This window comes from Thermococcus cleftensis (assembly GCF_000265525.1).
Lineage (GTDB): Archaea > Methanobacteriota_B > Thermococci > Thermococcales > Thermococcaceae > Thermococcus > Thermococcus cleftensis.
This window is the reverse complement of the sequence record NC_018015.1, coordinates 1,470,344-1,491,521: the sequence shown is the minus strand read 5'-3', so window position 1 is coordinate 1,491,521 and position 21,178 is coordinate 1,470,344. Positions and strand designations below refer to the sequence as shown.

At 56.7% G+C, this 21,178-nt stretch carries 31 protein-coding genes; 15 read left to right on the top strand and 16 right to left on the bottom strand.

Annotated elements, in window-relative coordinates; all coding sequences use genetic code 11:
* Positions 1–37 precede the first annotated feature (37 nt).
* Positions 38–865, top strand: coding sequence for a hypothetical protein (locus tag CL1_RS08085; RefSeq protein WP_014789390.1), 828 nt, complete (start codon positions 38–40; stop codon positions 863–865).
* On the opposite strand, the gene CL1_RS08080 is transcribed toward CL1_RS08085, so the two are convergent.
* Positions 849–1,556 carry a 6-hydroxymethylpterin diphosphokinase MptE-like protein gene (locus CL1_RS08080; RefSeq protein WP_014789389.1) on the bottom strand — a complete coding sequence of 236 codons (708 nt, stop codon included), beginning with the start codon at positions 1,554–1,556 and terminating at the stop codon, positions 849–851. The two genes, CL1_RS08085 and CL1_RS08080, sit on opposite strands and share 17 nt — an antisense overlap.
* Position 1,557: 1 nt before the next feature.
* Positions 1,558–2,016 carry a Mut7-C RNAse domain-containing protein gene (locus CL1_RS08075; protein WP_048152166.1) on the bottom strand — a complete coding sequence of 153 codons (459 nt, stop codon included), beginning with the start codon at positions 2,014–2,016 and terminating at the stop codon, positions 1,558–1,560.
* A gap of 63 nt (positions 2,017–2,079) precedes the next feature.
* Here CL1_RS08075 and CL1_RS08070 point away from each other — a divergent pair, with 63 nt between their 5' ends.
* Genes CL1_RS08070 through CL1_RS08060 form a run of 3 tightly spaced genes read left to right on the top strand, consistent with a single transcriptional unit; the run spans position 2,080 to position 4,806 of the window.
* A complete protein-coding gene (locus tag CL1_RS08070) occupies positions 2,080–2,829 on the top strand; it encodes an MBL fold metallo-hydrolase (protein ID WP_048152162.1) in 750 nt (249 codons plus the stop codon).
* A gap of 38 nt (positions 2,830–2,867) precedes the next feature.
* Positions 2,868–4,256, top strand: a complete 1,389-nt coding sequence (locus tag CL1_RS08065) for an ATP-binding protein (RefSeq protein WP_014789386.1) — start codon at positions 2,868–2,870, stop codon at positions 4,254–4,256.
* Positions 4,243–4,806, top strand: coding sequence for a nitroreductase family protein (locus tag CL1_RS08060; protein ID WP_048152438.1), 564 nt, complete (start codon positions 4,243–4,245; stop codon positions 4,804–4,806). Before CL1_RS08065 ends, CL1_RS08060 begins: the two co-directional genes overlap by 14 nt.
* On the opposite strand, the gene CL1_RS08055 is transcribed toward CL1_RS08060, so the two are convergent.
* Positions 4,793–5,245, bottom strand: a complete 453-nt coding sequence (locus CL1_RS08055) for a protein-tyrosine phosphatase family protein (RefSeq protein WP_014789384.1) — start codon at positions 5,243–5,245, stop codon at positions 4,793–4,795. The two genes, CL1_RS08060 and CL1_RS08055, sit on opposite strands and share 14 nt — an antisense overlap.
* 126 nt (positions 5,246–5,371) lie before the next feature.
* Between CL1_RS08055 and CL1_RS08050 the strand changes: the two genes are divergently transcribed.
* Positions 5,372–6,103 carry a DUF2202 domain-containing protein gene (locus CL1_RS08050; RefSeq protein ID WP_014789383.1) on the top strand — a complete coding sequence of 244 codons (732 nt, stop codon included), beginning with the start codon at positions 5,372–5,374 and terminating at the stop codon, positions 6,101–6,103.
* Between the two features lie 21 nt (positions 6,104–6,124).
* On the opposite strand, the gene CL1_RS08045 is transcribed toward CL1_RS08050, so the two are convergent.
* Both CL1_RS08045 and CL1_RS08040 read right to left on the bottom strand, forming a co-directional pair.
* Positions 6,125–6,787 carry a carbon-nitrogen hydrolase family protein gene (locus CL1_RS08045; protein ID WP_014789382.1) on the bottom strand — a complete coding sequence of 221 codons (663 nt, stop codon included), beginning with the start codon at positions 6,785–6,787 and terminating at the stop codon, positions 6,125–6,127.
* Positions 6,784–7,080 (bottom strand): hypothetical protein, encoded by a 297-nt coding sequence (locus CL1_RS08040; RefSeq protein WP_237266239.1) that lies wholly within the window; start codon positions 7,078–7,080, stop codon positions 6,784–6,786. The genes CL1_RS08045 and CL1_RS08040 overlap by 4 nt, the downstream gene beginning before the upstream one ends.
* A 74-nt stretch (positions 7,081–7,154) precedes the next feature.
* On the opposite strand from CL1_RS08040, the gene CL1_RS10850 reads away from it, so the two are divergent.
* From CL1_RS10850 to CL1_RS08030, 3 genes are all read left to right on the top strand, one after another.
* Complete coding sequence (locus CL1_RS10850) at positions 7,155–7,652, top strand: hypothetical protein (RefSeq protein WP_237266238.1); 498 nt, start codon at positions 7,155–7,157, stop codon at positions 7,650–7,652.
* Entirely contained in the window at positions 7,609–8,079 is a 471-nt protein-coding gene (locus tag CL1_RS10845) for a hypothetical protein (RefSeq protein WP_237266237.1), read from the top strand. The genes CL1_RS10850 and CL1_RS10845 overlap by 44 nt, the downstream gene beginning before the upstream one ends.
* A gap of 277 nt (positions 8,080–8,356) precedes the next feature.
* Positions 8,357–10,099 (top strand): hypothetical protein, encoded by a 1,743-nt coding sequence (locus CL1_RS08030; RefSeq protein WP_237266236.1) that lies wholly within the window; start codon positions 8,357–8,359, stop codon positions 10,097–10,099.
* Between the two features lie 11 nt (positions 10,100–10,110).
* On the opposite strand, the gene CL1_RS08025 is transcribed toward CL1_RS08030, so the two are convergent.
* The 5 genes from CL1_RS08025 to CL1_RS08005 form a co-directional block, all read right to left on the bottom strand.
* Positions 10,111–10,332 (bottom strand): hypothetical protein, encoded by a 222-nt coding sequence (locus CL1_RS08025; protein ID WP_014789379.1) that lies wholly within the window; start codon positions 10,330–10,332, stop codon positions 10,111–10,113.
* Entirely contained in the window at positions 10,329–10,817 is a 489-nt protein-coding gene (locus tag CL1_RS08020; RefSeq protein ID WP_014789378.1) for a hypothetical protein, read from the bottom strand. The genes CL1_RS08025 and CL1_RS08020 overlap by 4 nt, the downstream gene beginning before the upstream one ends.
* A 10-nt stretch (positions 10,818–10,827) precedes the next feature.
* Entirely contained in the window at positions 10,828–11,265 is a 438-nt protein-coding gene (locus tag CL1_RS08015) for a helix-turn-helix domain-containing protein (RefSeq protein WP_014789377.1), read from the bottom strand.
* 136 nt (positions 11,266–11,401) lie between these two features.
* Positions 11,402–11,773: a class I SAM-dependent methyltransferase gene (locus CL1_RS10840; protein ID WP_014789376.1), complete on the bottom strand. Its 372-nt coding sequence runs from the start codon at positions 11,771–11,773 to the stop codon at positions 11,402–11,404.
* Between the two features lie 148 nt (positions 11,774–11,921).
* Positions 11,922–12,422: a hypothetical protein gene (locus CL1_RS08005; protein ID WP_014789375.1), complete on the bottom strand. Its 501-nt coding sequence runs from the start codon at positions 12,420–12,422 to the stop codon at positions 11,922–11,924.
* Positions 12,423–12,490: 68 nt separating this feature from the next.
* On the opposite strand from CL1_RS08005, the gene CL1_RS08000 reads away from it, so the two are divergent.
* From CL1_RS08000 to CL1_RS07990, 3 genes are all read left to right on the top strand, one after another.
* Positions 12,491–13,303, top strand: a complete 813-nt coding sequence (locus CL1_RS08000) for a GNAT family N-acetyltransferase (RefSeq protein ID WP_014789374.1) — start codon at positions 12,491–12,493, stop codon at positions 13,301–13,303.
* A 243-nt stretch (positions 13,304–13,546) separates the two neighbouring features.
* A complete protein-coding gene (locus CL1_RS07995) occupies positions 13,547–13,825 on the top strand; it encodes an SPFH domain-containing protein (protein WP_237266235.1) in 279 nt (92 codons plus the stop codon).
* Complete coding sequence (locus CL1_RS07990) at positions 13,800–14,153, top strand: toxin-antitoxin system TumE family protein (RefSeq protein WP_014789372.1); 354 nt, start codon at positions 13,800–13,802, stop codon at positions 14,151–14,153. Before CL1_RS07995 ends, CL1_RS07990 begins: the two co-directional genes overlap by 26 nt.
* Here the strand turns inward: CL1_RS07990 and CL1_RS07985 are convergent.
* The 3 genes from CL1_RS07985 to CL1_RS07975 are packed head-to-tail and all read right to left on the bottom strand — an operon-like array spanning position 14,137 to position 16,272.
* Entirely contained in the window at positions 14,137–14,889 is a 753-nt protein-coding gene (locus CL1_RS07985) for a nucleotidyltransferase domain-containing protein (protein WP_014789371.1), read from the bottom strand. The genes CL1_RS07990 and CL1_RS07985 overlap by 17 nt on opposite strands.
* 39 nt (positions 14,890–14,928) lie before the next feature.
* Positions 14,929–15,492 carry a nicotinamide-nucleotide adenylyltransferase gene (locus tag CL1_RS07980; protein ID WP_014789370.1) on the bottom strand — a complete coding sequence of 188 codons (564 nt, stop codon included), beginning with the start codon at positions 15,490–15,492 and terminating at the stop codon, positions 14,929–14,931.
* Positions 15,493–16,272, bottom strand: a complete 780-nt coding sequence (locus CL1_RS07975) for an SAM hydrolase/SAM-dependent halogenase family protein (protein ID WP_014789369.1) — start codon at positions 16,270–16,272, stop codon at positions 15,493–15,495.
* A gap of 50 nt (positions 16,273–16,322) precedes the next feature.
* Here CL1_RS07975 and CL1_RS07970 point away from each other — a divergent pair, with 50 nt between their 5' ends.
* Genes CL1_RS07970 through pgsA form a run of 3 tightly spaced genes read left to right on the top strand, consistent with a single transcriptional unit; the run spans position 16,323 to position 19,039 of the window.
* Positions 16,323–17,930, top strand: a complete 1,608-nt coding sequence (locus CL1_RS07970; protein WP_014789368.1) for a transglutaminase-like domain-containing protein — start codon at positions 16,323–16,325, stop codon at positions 17,928–17,930.
* Positions 17,927–18,463 carry a tRNA (cytidine(56)-2'-O)-methyltransferase gene (locus CL1_RS07965; RefSeq protein ID WP_014789367.1) on the top strand — a complete coding sequence of 179 codons (537 nt, stop codon included), beginning with the start codon at positions 17,927–17,929 and terminating at the stop codon, positions 18,461–18,463. The genes CL1_RS07970 and CL1_RS07965 overlap by 4 nt, the downstream gene beginning before the upstream one ends.
* A gap of 9 nt (positions 18,464–18,472) precedes the next feature.
* Positions 18,473–19,039: an archaetidylinositol phosphate synthase gene (pgsA, locus tag CL1_RS07960; protein WP_014789366.1), complete on the top strand. Its 567-nt coding sequence runs from the start codon at positions 18,473–18,475 to the stop codon at positions 19,037–19,039.
* Between the two features lie 73 nt (positions 19,040–19,112).
* Here the strand turns inward: pgsA and CL1_RS07955 are convergent, their stop codons facing one another.
* Positions 19,113–19,814, bottom strand: a complete 702-nt coding sequence (locus CL1_RS07955; protein ID WP_014789365.1) for a TIGR02253 family HAD-type hydrolase — start codon at positions 19,812–19,814, stop codon at positions 19,113–19,115.
* 150 nt (positions 19,815–19,964) lie between these two features.
* On the opposite strand from CL1_RS07955, the gene CL1_RS07950 reads away from it, so the two are divergent.
* Positions 19,965–20,246 (top strand): hypothetical protein, encoded by a 282-nt coding sequence (locus CL1_RS07950; protein ID WP_014789364.1) that lies wholly within the window; start codon positions 19,965–19,967, stop codon positions 20,244–20,246.
* Here CL1_RS07950 and CL1_RS07945 read toward each other — a convergent pair.
* Positions 20,227–20,796: an ASCH domain-containing protein gene (locus tag CL1_RS07945; protein ID WP_014789363.1), complete on the bottom strand. Its 570-nt coding sequence runs from the start codon at positions 20,794–20,796 to the stop codon at positions 20,227–20,229. The two genes, CL1_RS07950 and CL1_RS07945, sit on opposite strands and share 20 nt — an antisense overlap.
* Positions 20,793–21,131, bottom strand: coding sequence for an ASCH domain-containing protein (locus CL1_RS07940; RefSeq protein ID WP_014789362.1), 339 nt, complete (start codon positions 21,129–21,131; stop codon positions 20,793–20,795). The genes CL1_RS07945 and CL1_RS07940 overlap by 4 nt, the downstream gene beginning before the upstream one ends.
* Positions 21,132–21,178 lie beyond the last annotated feature (47 nt).

Here is a 21,178-nt window from a genome sequence, read left to right as displayed (position 1 = left end):
CTATAAGGCTTTTAACCGTTTCCGGTTCGGTGATAGAATGAGGTTCGTGACCAAGAACGAGGCCGTCAAGAGGTCGTTTCTCGAGGATCTGAAGAGGGAAGGGATAAGGTTCGAGCTCAACGAGAGACTGGGCTACGAGAGCTTCGTGGGTTACATGCTCGAGGGAACGCTGGAGGAGATAAGGTCGCAGATAGATGTCATGGAGGGCGCCGACAGGGAGGCGCTCCTCGAGGGCTTCACGTCCTTCCGTGAGAGCCTGAACCACATACTGGAGCACATCAAGGTCGGGGAGAGGTTCGAGGCTCTCCTGCAGGAGGGCCCCTGGGTGGCTGAGCTCCTCGACCAGCTGACCAGGAACGGGGCGATAGACTACCAGGACGGCGTGATAAGGCTCCGCGATGGGGTGGACGTTACAAAGCTCCGCTTCGAGTTCAAGTTCCCCTTCAACCTCGTCCACAGCCCGGAAAGCGCCGAGAGGATAGCGAAGCAGTTCGCCTTCGCCGACCTCACGATGGAGTACGAATTCGAGATACTGGAGCTGGACATAGGCAAGATAAACGCCCTCGGGAAGGTGGCGGCGAGGTACTTCCCGGAGGAGCTACTGCTGAAGGTCTACTTCGCCCTCATCGGAAGGGCCATACTGGCGGGGGAGGTTCTGAAGGCCATAGGGGACGAGAGGGTGGAGCTGGAGGAGCTCGTGAAGGGCTTCGTGAGGGCCTCACCGATAGCCATTCCAACCGAGAAGGGAACCCTGGTCATCAACTACTCCCCAAAGGCCCTGGAGGAGGTGCTTCGCTTCCTCAAGAGACAGGGCTACGTCGAGATAAAGGCCGGAAAGGTCAAGAAGCTCAGGGATCTGGTCTGAGGTACTCAACCTTCGCCCTTCCATTCTTTTCCAGCCATTCCAGCAGTTCCTTGGCGAACTCGAACTTCTTCCTCTTGCTCTCCCACACCCGCGCGTGCTCCCTGAGACCCGGCTTGCTCCACCTCCCAACGGTATCGCCGAAGTCGAAGCCCACCAGAACTATCTCCCTTGCGCCCAGCTCCTCGGCCAGAAAAGCGGCCCTGTCGCCGTCGGTGAAGCCGCCGAAGTTGTAAACGATGTCGAGGGGCTCGGTCTGGCACGTGCCGAGTATGCGCGAGAACATGGGCACGTAAACGCCCATCTTCTCCACGTTGTCGCCGTGGGCGTGGACGACCAAAAAAGCGCCCTTATCGTTTGCGAGCTTTATGTCGGGTATCCTGCCGTCGAGATCGGTAACGATAACATCGGGCAGTAGCCCGGCATCGAGGAGTGCCGTTGTCGCTCCGTCGGCAGTTATTAGCGTTCCGTCCGAGAAGTCGAACTCCTCCAAGGCCAGCCCAAGGCTCGGGCCGGCGCCGAAGACGTAGGCTTTCCTCCCAACCACAGTCGCGAGCTCCTCCCGCAGAATGTACTCGTCGCCCTCCAGCAGGAGCGCCCTCAAAAGCTCGGCAGATTTTCTGTCCTCCTCGACCGAGTAGCCCATCTCCCTCACGATTCGCTCGTAGAACGGCTTCCAGTCCTCCCATCTCATTTCAATCCCTCAGCCTCCTGTCCATTTTTACCATCTCCCTCCACTGCCTCCCGGGCCAGTAGATTTGGCCGCATTTGGTGCAAACGTAGAACTCGTCGTACTTCCAATACACCGCCTCCGGAACCTTCTCCCTGATTTCTTCCTTCGAAACGCGCTTTATGGGCCCGTTGCACTTAGGACACCGCGCGCTGGCCGGGAAAAGCTCGCTGAACTCAACCCCCGAGGCCATCAGCTCCTTCACCTGCCCCTCGAGGGAGTTCGATGAGAGGAGGAAAACCTCCGCGCCGAGTTTTTTCGCTCTCTCGGCCAAGCCGGAGTCGCGCGTGAGGATTATCCGGCCTTCTCGCAGGGCAACCCGGATTATCTCATCATCGTCCTCCACTCCGTAGAGGGTGTCGTGGCCGTAAAGCCGGAGCCACCTCGCGAGCCGGCCGAGCATCATGTCGGCGATGAACCTCATATTGGGAAGTTGAGGCAACCCTTATAAGGGCCTTATTTCACAGCCGTGAAATAGGTGGTGGGTTTGATAGTCTACTTCATAGGCACCGGCGGCAGCGAGGGGATTCCCGCCCACCTCTGCACCTGCCCGACCTGCACCGAGGCGAGAAGGTTCGGCTTCGCCCAGAGGAAGCCCTCGACCCTCGCCGTGATCACCGAAAAGGGGAAAGCGGTTCTCTTCGACGTGGGCACGGACATAAGGGATTACCTCAACGTCCCCCTCGAGGCAATATTTCTGACCCACTGGCACCACGACCACATCTACGGCCTCTACAAGCTCCGCTGGATGGCACTTGAAACCCCGCTCTACGCTCCGGAAGGGCACGCCGACGCCCTGATCCTCCGCGAGCCCAAGAACCTCCAGCCAAGGGTGGTGAAAGCGGGTGACGTTATTAAGCTGGACACGCTGAGGATAACGGCCCTGAGGCTCAATCACCAAGTTGAAACCCTCGGCTACCTCATCGAGGAGGACGGGAAGACCATCGCAATCCTCTACGACACCAAGGGCCTCCCCGAGGAGACGGAGGAGTTCCTGAAGGGGAAGGCTCCCCTCAGGCTCGCCATCGTCGATGCAACCTACCCGCCGGGAATTAAGGATCCCTACCACAACAACGTTGATGAAGCTGCCGAACTGGGCCTCAGGCTCGCCGAGAGGACGGTTCTAAGCCACATCTCCCACAAGAACCTGCCATTCCTTGAGCTGACGGAGTACGTTAGAAAAAGGTGGGGAAACAGGGTTCTCGTCGCCTACGACGGCATGGTGTTCTACGTGTGAGCGCAATGCTTAAAAAGTTATAAGTCGAGTATCATACTATGCCAATAACTTTTGTTGACCGGGAGTCCGAGATAGAGTTCATGGAAAGACTCTGGGAGGGGGAGAACGCATTCCTTCCCATCTACGGGAGGAGGCGCGTGGGAAAGACCCGCCTGGTCGGGGAGTTCATGGGGGACAAACCGTCGGTTTATTACCTCGCCAGAAACAGCACCTACCATGACAACCTGAGGGGGTTCACGCGGGAGGTTCTCAAGGTGCATTCCTCCCCCTTCCTGAACGAGTCGTCGTTCTCGAGCTTCGAGGAGGCTTTCAGGTACATCGCGGAGAAGGGGAAGGTCGTGGTTGTCATAGACGAGTTTCCATATCTCATCCAGTCAGACAAAAGGATTTTGAGCGAGTTTCAGTACATAGTCGATGAAATCGTCAGGAACTCCGGGATTTATCTCATACTCGTCGGTTCGAGCGTTGGTATGATGGAGGAGCACGTGCTGGGCCAGAAGAGCCCGCTCTACGGCAGGAGAGACGGCCAGATAAAGCTCGGCCCCCTCGACTTCTTCAGCTCCTGGAAGCTGCTCGGTGTTGGCGTTGAAGAAGCCGTGAAGATTTACGGCGTGACCGGCGGGGTTCCGGCGTATCTTCTCCTCTTCAGCCACTTTGAGGACATCAAACGGGTCGCCTTCAGCAAGCACGGATTCCTATACGCCGAGGCGGATTTCCTGCTCTCAAGCGAGCTGAGGGAACCGCGGACGTACAAGCTCATCCTGAAGGCAATCGCCGAGGGTAAAATCCGTTTCAACGAGATAAGCACCTACACAGGAATCCCCCGCTCGAACCTCTTCAAGTACCTGGAAGTCCTCGAAAGACTCGGCTTTGTAAGGAGGGAAACTCCGGTTACCGCCCCACCGAAGACCAAGCACACAAGGTACAGAATATCTGACAGATACCTCGCCTTCTACTTCAGGTTCGTTGAGCGGTACAGGGACGAGATAGAGCTCGAGAGCCTCGACTTCTGGGAGGAGTTTCTGAAGGGATACAGCACATACCTAGGTTCAGTCTTCGAGGAGGTTTCCAGGGAGTTCCTCGTCAGGCTGGGAAGGGAGGGAAAGCTCCCGCTGAGGCCCAGCAGGCTTGGAAGGTGGTGGCATAAAAACGAGGAAATAGACATCGTTGCCCTCGACGAGCGGGAAAAAAGGGCCCTCCTCGTGGAGGTGAAGTGGAAGGAACTTGGCGAGAGGGAGGCCCGGGGAATTTTGAAGGACCTGGAGCGCAAGGCAGGGTTGATGGGCCTTGAAGGGTGGGGAAAGGGTTACGGGCTCGTCGCGAAAGAGGTTATGGGAAAAGAACGGCTGAGGAGAGAGGGCTGGTTCGCATGGGATTTGGAAGATTTCATGGAGTTTGATGGAGCTGGTGGCCATGAGGACCCTTGAGCTCGCCAGGCGGAGGAAGACGGTGAGGAGGTTCCTCCCGGATGCGCCTCCAAGGGAGGACATAATGACGGCCATCAAGGTGGCCAAGGAAGCGCCGAGCGGCATGAACGCTCAGCCCTGGAAGTTCGTGGTGATAGACGACCCCTGGCTGAAGGGGAAGGTAAGGGAGCTCTGCGAGGGGGAAGAGAGGAAGTTTTACTCCGGAACTAAGGGAGATTTGATGGCGTGGCTCACCGCGAAGGGCTTCACGCCGGAGAAGCCCTTCCTCAGCGAGGCCCCCTACCTGATACTCGTCTTCGGGCACACAAAAGCCCCCTACTGGCTCCAGTCAACGTGGATAGCCGTCGGCTACCTTCTCCTGGCCCTGGAAGAGTTAGGCCTCGGGACCGTGACCTACACGCCGCCGAACCCAAAACCGGTAGAGGAGCTTCTAAAGGCTCCTACGGAATACAAGCTCCAGACGATACTGCCCGTTGGTTACCCCGCCGACCCGAAGCCGAAGTACGGGAGGAAGAAGCTGGAGGACGTGGTGGGATTCAACGGCTTCTGAGGAAGCTTTCCAGTTCTTTTAAAATCTCCATCTGTTCAGGGGTTTCCACGGCCCCCGGCCGTATCCTCCTGACCCTCCCAAGGGCCTCCCCCAGCGGGAGTCCCTTGGAGTACATCAGCCACGCCACAGCCACCGTTCCGCTCCTTCCGAGGCCACCGAGGCAGTGAATCAGAACCTTCTTGCCTTCCCTCACCCTCCCCCCAATCCAGCGCAGGATTTCAAGGAGCTGGCTCAACGTCGGCGCTGTGAAATCGGGTATCGGGCTGTGGAGAACATCAACGCCCCTTTTCTTCCATTCCTCGATGGAATAAGGAAGCTCGAACTCCTCGACGAGGACAACTACCGCGTCGAACGTCTCCGCAACCCGATCGATTTCACCCACCGTCGGCATCCTTGAGAAGGCAACGCCCTCATCGATGAACCTGGCAGAGCTCCACATACTACCACCTCTGAACATTCCGGGGACTTACAGATAAATCTTTTGACGGAATACCCATTTCAAATGGGCCGATGAACCAAAAGGTATTTATGAACCTTCGGTAAGATTATTGCGTGGGGACCCACCATGAGAGGAAGGCGTTATCTTGTCGTCTTAACAGTGCTCCTGCTGAGCATCACAGTAGCAGGGTGCATAAGCAGCACCCAGACACCGACCGAGACGAGTCCCTCGCCCACCAACACCGTTCCGCTCGTGGGCGACACCAACGGGGACCTGAACACTCAGGATCTTCAGGAGTATATAGACTCGCTTCCGGCGGAACCTCTTACTGACGCAGAAAAAGAGGGTCTCCTCTATATGGTCGAGGAGGAGAAGCTCGCCCACGACGTTTACACCAAGCTCTACGAGAAGTGGGGGCTTCCGATATTCAACAACATCGCCAAGAGCGAGACCACCCACGTGGAATCCGTGAGAATGCTCCTCAAAAAGTACAATCTAACAGATCCAACGGCAGATGAGGGTATCGGTGAGTTCCAGAACGAGGAGCTCCAGGCCCTCTACGACCAGCTCATCGAGATGGGCATGAAGAGCGAAATCGATGCCCTCAAGGTCGGCGCTCTCATAGAGGAGACCGACATAAAGGACCTCCAGGAGTGGATATCAAAGACAAACAAGATAGACATCATCACGGTCTACGAGAACCTGATGATGGGCTCGAGAAACCACCTTCGCTCGTTCGTCGGCCAGCTGGAGAGCAGGGGAGTGAGCTATGAGCCGCAGGTCCTGCCGAAGGACGAGTTCGAGGCAATAATCAACAGCCCGATGGAGACGGGCCAGGGAATGGGCAAGGGGCCGTGACTGGCCGTTCTCTTTCAATTTTCACCCGACCACAAGCAACCGTTCTCCCCGTGAAGAGGCCAGGAGCGTCCCGTTCTCATTGAAGGCCCACGCACCGCCCGGCGGAAAGCTGTTCACAACAAAGGTCCTGACGCCAAGGAGCTTAACGCGCTCAGACATCGCCTCGACATTTTCTGATGTCATTTCTCCATATTCCGGCGAGTACTCCATCGGCACGAAGAGGTAGTCAGGCCTTTTCCGTCTAACCCACTTCGCTATCCTCTTGTTGTACAGGTCGCCGCAGATTATTATCGCCACCTTTCCGAACTCGGTTTTGGTTGTTCTCACAGTGTTGCCGGTGCAGAACTTCATCGGCTCCTGGAACTTGCGGTGCTTGAGGAGCACCTCGCCGTTTCGACCGATCAGCAGGGCGGAGTTGTAGACGCAGTTCTTGTAGGGCTCAAGGAGGCCGAAGACAACGTAAACGCCGTTCTCTCTGGCCAGTTCACTCACCCGCCCGACTATCTCATCGTACAGCTTTGCCCCCCTGAAGTCCCACTCCTCAAAGCCGGTGAGGCAGTACTCGGGGAAGACCACGAAGTCTGGCTCGTACTCCAAAGCCTCATTGAAGCGCTTTTTGAACTCGTTCCAGTTGGCTTTGAAGTTTCCAACCTCAACGCGCATCGGGATTAGGACAACCTTCATTTTTTCAGCCTCCTGAGGGCAGATGCGGTGGCGAGAACGGCAACGAGGAGGAAAAGCCTCACGTCCCACCTCCCCAGCCTCTCCATCAGGAGGTGGGCAGAGGTTAGAACGAAAACCACCGAGACTGCCTCCTGAACCCATTGCGGGGCAAATTTTTCGCAGGCATACAGGACAATAAGGTACAGGAGGACGAGCGCCAGGTAAACCGGCCCAAGAATGATGGTGGGGGCAAAGAATACCGCTATCACCAACAAGACGACAGCGGCGTAGAGGCCTTCCCTCACTGGCTTCACCTGAATTCATCGTCATGGATAAGCCTTAAAAACTTTTTTGAGTGGTAACAACGATGGCCGTTGGAGGGTGAGCTATGAGAACCTACTCCTTCGGCGTTGAGACGGTTCCGGCAGCTCTAGCGGACGACCTGATAGTTGGAAGCGTCCACGACGGGAGGAACTACAGGATAATGCTGGCGAGGGTTGTATGGGAGGAAATCATTGAAACCCGCTTTCTGGCTGGAGAAAACGACTGGGAGGGCCACAGCGCAGCGGAACTGGACAGCGGCTACATCATCGGCGGGGCCGTCGAAGGCGTTGCAACACCGGACGGCGGCGAGGGCTGGAAGGCCTACGTCGCGAGACTCGACGAAAGCTTAAACGTCCTCTGGGAGCGGAAGATTGATGTGAGGGAGAACGGGGCGGCCTATTCGGTTCTCCCAGCGGAGGAAGGTCTCTTCATCGCCGGCGAGACGGGAAGGCCCGGCGACAAGGGCTTCTTCCTCGGAAGGCTCTCACTCGAAGGTGAACTCCTCTGGCTGAGGGACTTTGGGCACTGGGAAGACGTGGTTCACGGCACTTCTTCCATCTGAGAACGGCTTCAAGCTCATCGGGAGCGTGAAAACCGGGCGCTGGGAGGTCAGGGTCTTCGATTTTGGCTCCAGCGGAGAGTTTCTCGGAGAGAAAGCCCTCGCGGAGGGGATAGCGCTGACTGCCGGTTTGTGGTGTGAAAAGCTCGTCCTCGCGGGCTACCGCGGCGAGAACTTCTGGGTTCGGGTAGGGAAGAGGGGCATCACGCTCGGGGAGGGAACCGCCACTTCGATGTTCGCCACCAGAGACCGCATTCTCGTCGGCGGGGAGCTCGAAGGAAACGCCGTCATCGTTGAACTCCCCGGAGGGGGAGAAGTGGTGGGCAGGAGAAAGCCCTGGGAGAACGGCTCGGTAGAGGTTTTGGGGGAAGGCGTTGCCCTTGGAGTGAGGGAGGGGGAGAGGATTGAGATGGTCATTGCCTTCCTCTAGCCCTTATCCCCTTAATCCCCCAATAACTCACCTAAACCCCGCAATGGGAACCGGACGAATGCCAATCCTTGGACAACAACTTGCAAGGGAAAAATACTTATAATTTGAAATCCAAAAGTATCGGGGGATCCCTGTGAGGCACATCAAACTTATTGTTTCACTGATCCTTATAATTCTGATCACAACGTCCAGCGGGTGCATCAACGGTCCGCCTGGAGAAGAAATCGGAAGCCCTGAAACGGAAAAGGCCTTCAAAAGTGGAGAACATGGAACCCCTGTGAACATTTTCCCTACGGAGGCTGTAAAAGCCACGTTTCCGGCAGGGACATTCGAACCGAAAACAGTGGACTGGTTCGCATACCCGCCGGAGTACGCGATCCTTGACGTCGTCTCCAGGTTATCGAAACGGTACAACGTCACCGAGGGGAGGGTGAGCATACCCCAACCTCAGAGGAGCCTCTCAAGCTTTACCGGAACGGCAAACGGCACCGAGTTCGGCCTCTTTGTTTATCCCAATTCAACGGCGGCCAGAGAAGCCATGAATCACGTAGTGGAACTCCTGGGGGAGAACGGCTTTCAGCGGGGAGACGATATCTTCTGGGAGAAGGGAAACGAGACTTACCTGGTGTTCCCATTCTACGAACGTTACTTTTACGTCCTGACCGTGGCGAGAGTCACCGGGGGGAGCACAGAAGAAAGGAGGGAAAAACTCTCGGGGTTCCTGGAGAGTGCCATCGCTTACGGACCCGGGCCCGGCGAGGTTCTCGGCCCCTTCCTGCCGGCCAAAGTGATCGCGGAGAACTGGAGCGAGGAGAGGGGTCTGAAGTTTTCGGGCTACCTGGACGCCCTTGAGGGGAAGGTTAAGGGAACCAACGTCAGCGCGGTTTTTCTCGTCTACCGGCCAGGCGAGGGCAGAGGGGTCTATCTCCAGCTCAAGGAGGCGTTTCTCAGGAACGGCTGGGTTGAGGGTGAGTACATCAACACAAACACCCGGGATCCGGCGGGACATCTCGTGGCGAGCGACTACTTCGAGGCCAACGGCACGGGGGCCTACATAGAGCTGGCGAGGATCACCGGCGTGGAGCGCGTCACCCTCCTGCGCGGAAAGTCCGGAGAGGTCAAAGCCATCGTAAACGACCTGTGGTCCGAAGGAGACCCAACGGAGGGGCTATCCTTCGAGCGGGGGGCAGAGGTGCCAGGGGGCGTTTTCAGGCCGGCCAGCGGGAGGAGCGTGGAGCCTGAAATGGTAATATCGATGGTCCTCGATGACCTCAGGGAGGACTTCAACATCACGGCGGACTTTGTGGATATCCCCGATGTCCCGGCGGCAGCCTGGTACAGCGGAAGAACTGCCGACGTCGAGTTCATGTTCCTCATCTATCCGAACGCCACCGCCTATCTCAAAGCCCTCGACGAGCTGACCGAAAAGCTCCTGGCTGAAGGCTGGGAGAGAACCGACGACGGAAGGGAACCCTACGCGAGAACCTTCGCCCGGGATTCAGACACCCTAACGGCCTTCGTCCAGTACCGCTACAACCACTACCTCGCCATCGTCATCAAGAAGCCCAGGTACTCGACCAGCGACTTCTTCTGGCACGTGGTCGGCACGGGCGAAGCAAGTCCAGGTGCGCTGCTCTCCTTCGGCAAACTGAGGAACGACGTGAGGCCCTGGAACTGGACGGAAAAGGCTGGACTGAGGTTCGACGGGTACATATACAAGCTGGAGGGGAACGCCTCAGGTGACACGAAAGCGGTGGTGCTGTTCTATCCTGCCCGGCTCGGCATGGAAGTCTACTTCCAGCTCAAGAAAGCGTTCCTCGAAACAGGGTGGGTGGAGAGGGACTACGTCGAGCTTCCCTCCCACGATGAGAGGAGACACCTGGTGGCCAACGACCTCTTCGAGAAAAACGGAAAAGCGGTTTACATCGAGATCTCCACCTACGGGGACATGGACGTCCTGATACTGCTCTACGGGGACAAGCCGGGTGTCAAAACCTCTGCCAGGGCAATGTGGAGGTGAGAGGGAGGTGGCTATCTCCTGGAAAACCTGAAAAGTATCTCCCTGAGCGGCGTGGAGGGGTCAAAGTGCTCCACGAGCACCTCGACAACATCGTCGAGAAGATCGTAATCAGCGAGCGCCCTCTGGAACCGCCGCTTCGCCCTGCCGGTCACCCTAGCTATGCCCGCCACCCTGAACAGAATCACCGGGACGCGAAGAAACAGAAGATAAAGGGCGGAGCGGAGGAACCTCACTCGCCGTCCTCCTTTCGTTTATCCCCGGGTTCGCCCTGGACGATGTTAATGGGGCCGAGGTGCCGTCCTCCACCCACCATTTCGCCGAGCATCTCCATCAGCTTCTTGCCGGGGTTTATAGCGTCCATGTACTCCTTCGTCAGTTCAAGGGCAGCGTCCCTATCCATTCCGGCCTCGGCCAGGTTCTTGTAGAACTCCGCCACGCTCTTTCCCATCGCCTGAACTCTCTCCGGGCTGTAGAGCTCGTTGAGGAGCTCCTTGAGCGGTTCGAGTATGTCCTCCACCATCTCGCCAACCTTATCCATGAGGGCCGGTATCTTGTCGAGGTCTTTGTCGCCCTCGTAGGCCTCGATGAGATCCGCCACGATCTCGGCCTTCTTCTTGAGAACCTCTACCTCCTCCACACTCTGGGCGTTCCTTATTTCCTCGACCAGCTCGTCGAGGAGCTCCTCCAGCTTCCTGGCTCCGGTCCTTTCGTCCACCATATCAACCACCTCAGTAATCATTAGTCTGGTCAAACCTAATCGGCATTCCGATTAGTTCGAGCCACCTTTTGACCACTCGCTTTGAGAGGGCGTAGGCCTTTCCCCTCTCGCCGGGAACCTCAACGACGATGCCAAGCTCAACCAGCTCTCTCAGCTTTGCCCGAACCGTGTTCCGCGAGGCCTTTCCGCGCCTCCCCTTCAGCTCCCGGGCTATCTGGCTGACGTTCGCCCTCTTCAGGTCGAAGAGAATTCTGACTATCTCACGCGCTATGGGGTCGGTAACCTCTGGCACGGCCACTTCTATCCCGAGCCCCCCGTACTGGGCGTAGAGGTTGATGAGCCTGAGGTAGGCCTGCGCCATCTGAGAAACCACCGCAAAGCTCTCCCTGAGCTCCTCAAGGGCCTTTCTGAGCTCCTGTACTTCCCTGGCGAGTTCCTCGTCGGCCATGTTTAAGGGTAGGGTGGTCAATCCTTTAGCCTTTCCGGTCAGGGGTGAGCAGTTCAATTTCTGCAATCCAGACGTAGCGGTTCGCCCTCTCGAACCGGCACTCCAGCCCGAGCGCGGTGCAGATTTTCCCCAGCCCCTAGACGGTCGCGAAGTACTCGTCCTCCATCTCCTTCTTTAGGCCGTCCTCCTCCCCGATTCTCATCTTTTCCTCCTCTGACTCAAACATCACATCGGCGATGACGATTCTCCCGCCAGGCTTAAGAACGCGGAGCATCTCCTTTATCGCGTCCGTCTTTTCCCCATCGGGAACATGGTGGAAGGCGTAGGTCGTTATCACGGTGTCCACACTTTCGTCCGTGAGGGGAATCCTTAAGAAGTGCCCGTCGAGGGGCTCGAAGCCGTGCTTCTCCCTGAACTTCTCACGCATTCCGACGGAAGGCTCGACGCCAATGTACTTCTCAGGGTCGAGGAAGCGCAGAACGTTCCCGGTGCCGCAGCCGATGTCCACAACAAGCCCCTAGCTCGTTCAGCAACGAGTTTGAGGACCTTCCAGTAATCCTTGTGTATCCAGTCCTCCCTTTTTACATCTTCATCGTAGCTCCTGGCCCAACCGTCGAAGTCCCAGCGCTCCATTAGGATACCTCCAAAACCTCGCCTCAGCTTGATAGCCTCTGCGTCAGGTTGAACAGCCTCTCCGCGCGGGCGGGGGACAGTTCACCCACCCCTCCGTTTTCGAGCACCGCACCCAGTTCTCTTGAGATTTCATCGAGGAGTTTCACGTCGTCCGAGAGCACTTCATCGGGATTTGGACTGTTCATGGCCGTGTGGAGGTAGACCTCCAGATTACTGGCCGCCACATGGAGCCTCCAGTACCTCTCATCTTCATTCAGCAGATAGAGGGAGAACGCTGCCTTTTCCATCATCACGGAGCAGTAAGTGTACCGGCTCAGCCTTTCCCTAAGGACATCATTGCTCACGTTGCCATCGAGCATTATCCCGATGGTGTTCATGTCTTCCAGGCAGAAGACCGCGATGTTTGAAACATCGAGTATGCCATTCAGAGTGGCCTCAAACTCCCTTTCCTGCTGATGGTATGCGTAGCCAAGGGAGGCGGAAATGATGAGCAACGCGACGGCGAGCGCGAGGAGGCGATTCATTAACACCACCAAACGTAATAACGAAAGGTGCTTAAGAGCGTTTTTCCAATCAGGCAACGGGTGGTGGTATGGAACCTCTCATAAGGGAAGCCAGACCTGATGACAGACCCTTCATCGAGGAGATTTCAAGGCTCACGTGGGGCGGGGAAGACTACCTGGCAAGGGTTTTCGACGAATGGCTTAGAGACGGCCACTTCTACGTGTTGGAGGTTGATGGAAAGGTAATCGGCACGGCGAAGCTGACGCTTCTCCCGGGAAAGGTCGGCTGGCTTGAGGGGCTGAGGGTTCACCCGGATTACAGAGGTAGGGGCTACGGGAGGAAGCTCCACGGCTTTATGCTTGAACTGGGCGAGAGGCTCGCCCGCGAGGGGAAGATTGAGGCCCTTGAGTTCGCGACTTACTTCCTCAACCGCGAGAGCATAGCAATGGCCGAGAGAACGGGCTTCCACGTGAGGGCCAGGTTCTTCGTCTTCGGGGCAAAAACCGAGAGCTTCGAGCCGGAGGAGCCTGAGCGGATAGAGCCGACCCTTGAGGACCTGACGCTCGGCACCGTTCCCGTCGGCTGGCGCTTCGTGAGGAGGAGCAGGGAGGCCTTAGAGTGGATTAAGGAAAACGCCGAGCTCTACGACATCAACGGCTTCCACTTTTTGGTCCCGAAGGAGGGAGCAACTTTCACGCCTCTGGACGTCGGTCTCGCGACGCTCAAGGCTATCCTTCCAGCGATGGCGTGGGTAGCGAGGGAGAGGGGCAGGGAAGAGTTCGACGTGATGCTTCCGAGCGGGGTTAAACCGCTCCTGCCGGGGTTAAAACGGCTCGGCCTCTTCCTCTGGGACGAGGCAGAGGAGCCTAACGTGCTGGCGTTCAGGAAGAGGCTGGTTTAAGCCACGATGGCCATGAACGCCCGCCTGCGTTCTTCCAGGCCCCACCGGGCGAGTTCCACGCGGCGATATCGAGCTACCGGAAGGTTCTTGGCCTCGTCACGCCGTTCATCGCGGGTGCTTTAGCGAGCATCCACGCAACTCTCCCGTACGCGGCGAGCTTAGCGATGTTCCTGCTGGCGGGAGTGATGTTCTGGTGGCTGGCGGGAAAAGGTATTTATTCCGGTGGGTCAAGTTAGTGGTGTGATGGCGATGAGCGAGGTCGTGATTTCGAAGAGGGACGTGCTGGCCCACGAGAGGCTGAGGGTAATCTCCGAGCTTGCTCCGATACGCGAGAAAATCAGGATGTTCGAGGAGAAATATGGGATGACGATTGAAGAGTTCGAGAAAAAACTCAAAAGCTCGGAGGAGTCTTTCGAGGCATGGGACGACTACATTGAGTGGAAGGCCTACGTAAAGAAACTGGAAGAACTCAAAAGCAGGCTCAGGGAGATTGAGCATGCTCAGAGAGTTAGAGTTGCTTGATGGCAGTCCCGTTGTTAAGGATTACGAGATTCTCGATTACAAAGAAGGAGAGAGCTTCTATTTCCTGAAAATCAAGGCAGAGCTAATAGACGGGAGCGTTCTGTACATCAGGGAGTTCGTCTCCGAGGATGACTACAACTACTCGTTCCAGTGGCAGAGGAATGGGGAGCTTATAGTTCGCTGGGATAACGCGCCGCACCACAGGGATGTAGAGACTTTCCCACATCATAAGCACGTCGGCTCCAAGGATAACGTTCAGCCTTCCAGGGAGGTTTCACTGGAGGACGTTCTGAAGGCCATCGAGGAAAGAATCAAACCCGCATTCTGAGCCTCCAGCCGTCTATTCTAAAGCCACCCATCTGTTCAAGGATGTAGTTTATCAAAGCCTCGACGTTTTCGGTTCTGACCTCTTTTATGCCCCTGAGAAAGAGATTCACGAACTTTTCGTCCGGGAAGTCCAGGTAGAGGTAAGCCCTTCTAAAGTTTTCGTCCCTGAAAAGGCGGTAAACTTTGCTCGCTGGAGGAATTTCAACACCCAAGAACTTCGAATAAACCTCAAGGGCTCTGTTGAGAGCCAAGTTGTAGAGGTAGCCAGAGCTGGGATCGTTCCTGTCTTCAGCGTCCTTCAGACTGTCGAGCATGTCCCAGAGGAAGTACTTAGCTATTTCCACCCAAGTCTCATCGGGCCGTTCAAAGGGTCTCTTCATGTATTCCAGCGCTTCCGATTTGAGAGCTTCAGCTATTCCGGTTTTGTCGAAGAGAACTTTTCCGATGGTGATAATCCTCGCCGTACTCCTGCTGTTCTGGACAAGCTCCTTCTCAAAGTAGCGCCTTATCTGCCTCGCCGGGTTTGCAAAGTACTCGATGAGGAAGCCGTCCACGACTACGTTTCCCCTTTCCCGCCAATCCACGTCATCGGAGAGCACGATGTAAACGTCTATGTCCGAGCGCGCCGTCTGGAGGCCGAGGGCATAGCTCCCAGTTAGCAGGGCCGCCTCGACGAAGTCCTTAGTTTTCCAGCCCTCAATAAACTTTTCCAAAGCGAGTTTCCAGTCTGCCTCCATACATACCCCCTAATTCAAAGGTAAAGAGATTCAAGGCTTCTAAAACTCCGGAATCCTAATCGGCGCCTGGAGCTCCTTCTCGTTCTTTTCCAGGTTCGTGGCGAGCATCTTTATTCTTTCACAGCCCTTTATCTCTCTGATAAACTCGGCCACGCTCCTCGGCACGAGCTCCTCCCAGGGCTGCCCCTCGACCATGCGCCTTCTTATCTCGGTCGCCGAGAGTATGTCCTTCCTGAACATCGGCTGGACGATGACCTCGTAGCCTTTCTCTCTGAAGAGCTGTGCAACGAGCGAGTTGCCCGTGAAAACCACATCGAAGCGCGGAACCATGCTCACCACGTAGGTCGCCCAGATGGCATTGAAGTTTATGTCCGGGAGCGGAATCAGGTAGTAGCGCTTCTCAACCCCAGCCTCGTCCAGGGCCCTTATCAGCATCTCCATTCTCTCGCTCGTCGTGAAGGGATTCTTGAGCGTGTGGCTCGCCTGGGCGCTCCCAATTCCGATGATGACCTCATCAACCTGCGAGAAAACGAACTCAAGGGCCTTTATGTGCCCGTTGTGAACCGGCTGAAACCGGCCGACGAAGAGTCCGCGCCTTACCATTCAATCACCTCCAATCAACTTCACCCTCACCTCGTCCCCGACCTTCAGACCAAGCCTTTCCGCCGCGCTCCCCTGATTGACTGCTATCTCAAGGTAGTCGTGGCTTCCGGGGAGGGCCAAAAGCTCTCCGGGCTTTACGTAGCCGTAGGCGTCGAGGTAGGGGATACTCAAGCCGAAATCCGGAAGTTCAACGGCCTCTGGCCTTCCGTAGTTTTCCAAATTAAGGATAACGTTGCCGAAGTCGTCGATGTAAATCACCTTCAGGAGCCATGATTCGCCCTCCTTCCTCGGCTCGACGTCAAGCCTAATCAGCGAGTCGAGAGGAATCTCCTCCGCGAACTCTTCCGGAGAAACGCCCCTCTCGATTAACGCACCCGCTGGACCGAAAACGTCCCTCCCGTGGAAGGTCGAGCTTATCCTCCAGCCGGTGAAGCGACTTATCCTCTCAAAATCTATGGCCCAGGCCCTTCTGGGGTTTACGTGCTTGAGCGGGAGCGTGGCTAAACCGTTGTCCGGAACGACCAGCCACTGGTCGCCTTCGATTATTACCGCCCTCCTCTCGGTTCCGACGCCGGGGTCTATGACACCGACGTGAACCGTTCCCTCAGGGGAATACTTGACCACCTGCTCCATCACAAAAGAGCCCTCAATGATGGAGTGCCTCGTTACCGCGTGCGTCACATCGACGATCCTCGCGTCAAGGTTGACCCTCAGCATCGCCACCTTCATCTCGCCGACGTAGGGCCCCTTAAGCCCGAAGTCCGTCGTCAGCGTTATCATTCCCACCACCTAAAGCTTATTAACGGTTCGGGCTTTAAAGGGTTTGGAAGATGACCATGAGAAGGCTCGCCCTCACCCTGCTCCTGATTCTTATCGTGGTTGCCTCGGGCTGTCTCTTCAAACCTCCCGCCGAGGTCAGATTCTCGGTTGATAAAACAGTAGTGGCTCCCGACGGAACGCTCCACGTCATCGTCTTCGTGAACAACACGGGCAAGGTCGGATTGACGGGGGCAACCCTCGTTCTCGGCGACGACAGCTTCCAGATACTCCAGGAGCCAAAGTTCCCGGACGTTCTGCCCGTGGGCCAGTCCGTTCAGCTGGTCTGGATACTCAAGGCCCCTGCCATACCCGGTTACTACAACCTCAAGCTCTCCCTCGAGCTGACCGATGAGCTTAAAAGAACCTGGACGGGCTTCTACGGACAGTTCAGGATCTCCGTCTCACGGGACGTTCTTCCCTCAGAGGAAGTCGAACTGGACGTGAAGGGGCCGGGAGTGCTGGAGGGAGGAGAGGTCTCGACCATAACCGTCACCATAAGGAACCGGCTGGAGGTTCCGGTGGATCTCCTTGATGTTAGACTCGACCTCCTCGATGGAATGAAAGTAACCGCCGCCGACGCGCTGCCGGACGAGCTGAACGGGGAGGAAACGGTTACCCTCAGGTACACCGTCAAGGCACCCTACGCCTACAGAAAGGGATACGTCTCGGCGATACTCAGGTACAGGATAGGCGACGCCGAGAAGAGCGTCGTCGAGAGCGTACCCCTTGAGATAACGTGGAGGCCCTGGGAGAAGAGCGAGGAAACCCTCAGGGAAGCCTACGGATTGAAGTACCACTGGATAACGGACAGGTATCTGGTCGATGGCTACTGGGCAGACCTCTACAACTCAACCCCCTCCTTCGACAGGGCCGAGATAAGGAGTCTTACCCTTAGGATAATCGGGAACACCAGCTCGGAGGAGGGTGCCGCGGAGAGGCTGTTAAGCTGGCTGGTAAGCAACTACTCCCTCGGGGACACCACCTCGACCCTGGAACCGGAAAAGATACTCCTCCAGGACAGGATAAGCTACGCCGAGGGTCAGATACTCCTGACCGCGATGCTCCGCTCCATAGACGTCCCGGCAAGGGTCGTCACGGTGTACAACGGAACGGACTGCACCAGAAGGCCGGTGACGGAGTTCTACACGACCGACGGCTGGTACGTCGTAGACATCAGGCACTCGTTCATCGGCTCCCTGGAGGACTACCTCGCCAGCCCCTACTTTCCGCGGCTGTACCAGATGATAACGGTGGAAGGATACCGGATAGTCGCCCAGAACCCAACGGACCTCAGCGGACACGGCCACGTTGATATAACCGGGGACTTCACGGCCAACCTGGAGGACAGGCTCCTGAGCGTCGTTAGTGACAGACTGAAGCCGGAACTCCGCTCCAAGCTCACTATGGTGCTCAACAACCTGAACGAGAACGAGAGGCTCTACGCCCTCTTCCTCCTGGCCTCAGCCCCGAACGATGAAGAGCTCAACAGGGTGGTGGAGGAGTACAGCACCAAGAGAATGGAGCAAAACGTAAAAACCATGTACGAGTTCTACAGGGACATGACGTGGAGCGACGACTTCACGAAGTACTGGAGGATATTCGCGGGTGATGTGAGATGATAACCGTGCTTCGCCTTGGTCACAGACCTGAGAGGGACAAGAGGATAACGACCCACGTCGCTCTGACGGCGAGGGCGTTTGGGGCGGATAAAATCGTCATAGCTGCGGAAGAAGACGAGCACGTGAGGGAGAGCGTCGAGGACGTTGTGAGGCGCTGGGGGGGACCGTTCGAGATAACCTTCGACCCGGGCTGGAAGCGGCTGATGAGGGAGTGGAAGGAGCGAGGAGGAATGATAGTCCACCTCACGATGTACGGGATCCACATCGACGACGCGATGCCAAGAATCAGGGACGAGCTGAAGGAAGGCAGGGACGTGCTCGTCGTCGTCGGTGCCGAGAAGGTGCCCCGAGACGTCTATGAGATCGCAGATTACAACGTCGGCGTGGGGAACCAGCCCCACAGCGAGGTTGCCGCTTTGGCGGTCTTCCTCGACAGGCTCCTTGAAGGGCAGGGCCTGAGGAAGGAGTTCCAGAATGCAAAACTCAAGATAATCCCGCAGGAGAGGGGGAAGAGGGTAATCGAGCTGAAGTGAGGGATGCTCATGGTTCTCAACCGCTACCGCGAGAACGTTAAGGGCTACCTGGAAGCGATCGTTAGACCCCTCGCGAGGGCGGGAGTGACTCCGAACACGATAACCGTCCTCGGTCTGCTGGTAAGCCTCGCCGGGGCGTACCTCTTCTACCGCGGCGAGCAGATCATAGCGGCTCTCGTTCTGCTCTTCGGCTCTCTCGTCGATGCCCTCGATGGAACGCTCGCGAGGCTGACAGGAAAGACGAGCCGCTTTGGAGCGTTCCTGGATTCAACCTTCGACAGGATAAGCGATGGTGCGGTTCTCTTCGGGATAGCCCTGGGCAACCTCGCCGACTGGCGTGTTGCTTTCATTGCCTTCATGGGGAGCTACCTCGTCAGCTACGAGCGCTGCAGGGCCGAGCTGGCCGGCTCCGGAAGGCTGGCCGTTGGGATAGCCGAGAGGGCCGAGAGGCTACTGATAATAATCATCACCGCGCTCTTCGGCCATGTTGAGTACGGTGTTTACGCAGTTGCAGTCCTGGCGTGGATAACCGTCCTCCAGAGGCTTTACGCCGCCTACCAGAGGCTTAGGGAGTGAAGAAGAGGGGAATGACGAAAATTTCGCTAAACGAGCCGCCAGGGCGATGAAGACCCCTGCCGTTGCCGACCCCTCACATCAACCCCTTAACGATTTCAACGACCTCGCCAAGTTTTGAGACCACGAAGTCGCAGTTTCCCCAGAGCTCTCTCCTCGCCCCCTTCGGGTCGAGAAGGACGCTGAGCATTCCAACATTTTTTGCCCCGACGCAGTCCTTGGCAGGATTGTCGCCGACGTAGAGAACTTTGCTCGCTTCAACGCCGGCCCTCTCAAGGGCGAGCTGGAAAGGCCTCGGGTGGGGCTTGTAGAAGCCGGCATCCTCGCTGGTGGTTATCGAGTCAAAGAGGTCGTAGATGCCGAGTGCCTTTAGGTGGGCCTCTATGTAGTCGTTGTCCGAGTCGGTGATTATGCCAACGTGCAGGCCAAGGTCTTTAAGTGCTTTAATCGTCTCGACGGCATCGGGGAAGAGCTTTCCATACCTCGCGTGCATCTCAAGACTAATCTCCCAGAAGTCCTCAGGAACGGTGAAGCCGTAACGCTCGGCCACTCTTCTCATGGCCTCGATATCAACGTCCCGGATTTTGACGTAGGGCTTGCCTGCGAGCTCCTTGAACATCACCGAGCTTTCCTCCTCGTACTCCTCCCACAGCCGCAGGTAGTCCAGGTCTTCCCTCCCGGCCCTCTTCAGAACCTCGCGAACTATGTTCTGGTGGGTTACGTTTTCGCCCTCCTTGGTTATGAGCGTCCCGACGAAGTCGAAGAAGACGGCCTTCATTTCCACCACCGTTTCCCGTTCTCCTTTAGGATTAAAACGCTTCCCGCCGGGGAGACGAACGGCCATCAAAAAACTTTCGATAAGTTGGACGTCTGACAGAAAAAGTTGAGAAAGGTTTTTATCATAAATCAACTTCCTGTTGTGCAGGAGGTGAGGAAAATCGAGGCTATACTCCTCGTCTGGGGGGTTCGAGACGAGGTTCTGGAAAGGCTCCCCGTGAGTGGCTACTGGCTCTACGGGGAGTACGATTTCATAGCCAGTGTGGACTTCGCGAGCGAGAGGGAAATGGAGGAGTTTGAAAAGGTCCTCAGAAGGCTAATCAATGGCAACACCTTCAAGCTCATGCCCGTCAGGCTCTCCGCAATCAAGAGGGAGGTCGGGGGAGAAGAGACGGTTACGCTCCTGGAGAGCGTCAAAGCCTCGGCCCCATGATGCCTTTCCTTTTCAGCTCCTCGTAGGCCCGCCTCAGGGCCTCCCTTATGAGGTGTCTCTTGTTAAGACCGCCGAGTCTGTAGGCCGCTTTTCTGAGACTGCCAGTCTTGAGGAATAGTTCGATTAGCCTCCTGTCCTCCTCGGAAAGGTTGAGGTGCTTTAGGGCCTTCTCCGCTATCTCGACCGGCAGGTTCCCCTCATAGGCGTAGTCGGAGCTCATAACCGGTTTATCAAAGCGCTCAACGAGGCGGAAGACTATGACGTGGGCCTTCGAGTCGTCGTTCACCCACCTGTAGTGCTCCCTCAGAGCGTTGATTAACTCCTCCCTGCTCGAGAAGCCGTCGAGGAAGGCGTCTTCATCGGTCAGCTCCTTCACCGTCTTGCTCTCGACCCTCTCGATTACGGCCTTCCCTATCGCGTAGCCGCCGGAGTGTATCAGGACAGTGTCGCCCTCCTTCAGGTTCGGCCTCCTGCCGAGCCTCACCGTCGCCCTCTTTTTACCCTTCAGTATCGCTTCCCTATACCTCCCGTCGAACTCGAGGTGCTTCATCTTCCCTCACCGAGGAGCTTGAACTTTATGACGATGACGCCGTAGCGGTTCTCCTTCCACTTGGGGTAGAGGTTGTGGAACCGCTTTACGGCCCTCTCGAAGCTAGGTTCATCAGGAAAGATTTTCTTTATCGGCTCCTCCCTCAGCACCTGACGGAAGGTCTCGTAGCGTTTAACTTCAGTTACAACGGCAGGAATCGAGTCGTTGAATATGAGCTTGTCGCCGGGCTGAATTTTCCTGAGCTGGGGGTAGGCTACGCGAACCTCTATCCTCTTCTCCCCGGACTTTATGAAGTCGAGGTACTCGTCGCGGACTTTCAGGTGATAAATCCTCATCTTTCATCACACCCCACTTTTCCGCCCCGCTTAAAAGGCTGATGGAA

Excerpts from the sequence above, each read along its gene's own strand:
- CL1_RS08085 (WP_014789390.1), top strand. The coding sequence starts at position 38 with ATGAGGTTCGTGACCAAGAACGAGGCCGTCAAGAGGTCGTTTCTCGAG.
- CL1_RS08080 (WP_014789389.1), bottom strand. The coding sequence starts at position 1,556 with ATGAGATGGGAGGACTGGAAGCCGTTCTACGAGCGAATCGTGAGGGAG.
- CL1_RS08075 (WP_048152166.1), bottom strand. The coding sequence starts at position 2,016 with ATGAGGTTCATCGCCGACATGATGCTCGGCCGGCTCGCGAGGTGGCTC.
- CL1_RS08065 (WP_014789386.1), top strand. The coding sequence starts at position 2,868 with ATGCCAATAACTTTTGTTGACCGGGAGTCCGAGATAGAGTTCATGGAA.
- CL1_RS08060 (WP_048152438.1), top strand. The coding sequence starts at position 4,243 with ATGAGGACCCTTGAGCTCGCCAGGCGGAGGAAGACGGTGAGGAGGTTC.
- CL1_RS08055 (WP_014789384.1), bottom strand. The coding sequence starts at position 5,245 with ATGTGGAGCTCTGCCAGGTTCATCGATGAGGGCGTTGCCTTCTCAAGG.
- CL1_RS08050 (WP_014789383.1), top strand. The coding sequence starts at position 5,372 with ATGAGAGGAAGGCGTTATCTTGTCGTCTTAACAGTGCTCCTGCTGAGC.
- CL1_RS08045 (WP_014789382.1), bottom strand. The coding sequence starts at position 6,787 with ATGAAGGTTGTCCTAATCCCGATGCGCGTTGAGGTTGGAAACTTCAAA.
- CL1_RS10850 (WP_237266238.1), top strand. The coding sequence starts at position 7,155 with ATGAGAACCTACTCCTTCGGCGTTGAGACGGTTCCGGCAGCTCTAGCG.
- CL1_RS08020 (WP_014789378.1), bottom strand. The coding sequence starts at position 10,817 with ATGGTGGACGAAAGGACCGGAGCCAGGAAGCTGGAGGAGCTCCTCGAC.
- CL1_RS08015 (WP_014789377.1), bottom strand. The coding sequence starts at position 11,265 with ATGGCCGACGAGGAACTCGCCAGGGAAGTACAGGAGCTCAGAAAGGCC.
- CL1_RS08005 (WP_014789375.1), bottom strand. The coding sequence starts at position 12,422 with ATGAATCGCCTCCTCGCGCTCGCCGTCGCGTTGCTCATCATTTCCGCC.
- CL1_RS08000 (WP_014789374.1), top strand. The coding sequence starts at position 12,491 with ATGGAACCTCTCATAAGGGAAGCCAGACCTGATGACAGACCCTTCATC.
- CL1_RS07995 (WP_237266235.1), top strand. The coding sequence starts at position 13,547 with ATGGCGATGAGCGAGGTCGTGATTTCGAAGAGGGACGTGCTGGCCCAC.
- CL1_RS07990 (WP_014789372.1), top strand. The coding sequence starts at position 13,800 with ATGCTCAGAGAGTTAGAGTTGCTTGATGGCAGTCCCGTTGTTAAGGAT.
- CL1_RS07985 (WP_014789371.1), bottom strand. The coding sequence starts at position 14,889 with ATGGAGGCAGACTGGAAACTCGCTTTGGAAAAGTTTATTGAGGGCTGG.
- CL1_RS07980 (WP_014789370.1), bottom strand. The coding sequence starts at position 15,492 with ATGGTAAGGCGCGGACTCTTCGTCGGCCGGTTTCAGCCGGTTCACAAC.
- CL1_RS07975 (WP_014789369.1), bottom strand. The coding sequence starts at position 16,272 with ATGATAACGCTGACGACGGACTTCGGGCTTAAGGGGCCCTACGTCGGC.
- CL1_RS07970 (WP_014789368.1), top strand. The coding sequence starts at position 16,323 with ATGACCATGAGAAGGCTCGCCCTCACCCTGCTCCTGATTCTTATCGTG.
- CL1_RS07965 (WP_014789367.1), top strand. The coding sequence starts at position 17,927 with ATGATAACCGTGCTTCGCCTTGGTCACAGACCTGAGAGGGACAAGAGG.
- pgsA (WP_014789366.1), top strand. The coding sequence starts at position 18,473 with ATGGTTCTCAACCGCTACCGCGAGAACGTTAAGGGCTACCTGGAAGCG.
- CL1_RS07955 (WP_014789365.1), bottom strand. The coding sequence starts at position 19,814 with ATGAAGGCCGTCTTCTTCGACTTCGTCGGGACGCTCATAACCAAGGAG.
- CL1_RS07945 (WP_014789363.1), bottom strand. The coding sequence starts at position 20,796 with ATGAAGCACCTCGAGTTCGACGGGAGGTATAGGGAAGCGATACTGAAG.
- CL1_RS07940 (WP_014789362.1), bottom strand. The coding sequence starts at position 21,131 with ATGAGGATTTATCACCTGAAAGTCCGCGACGAGTACCTCGACTTCATA.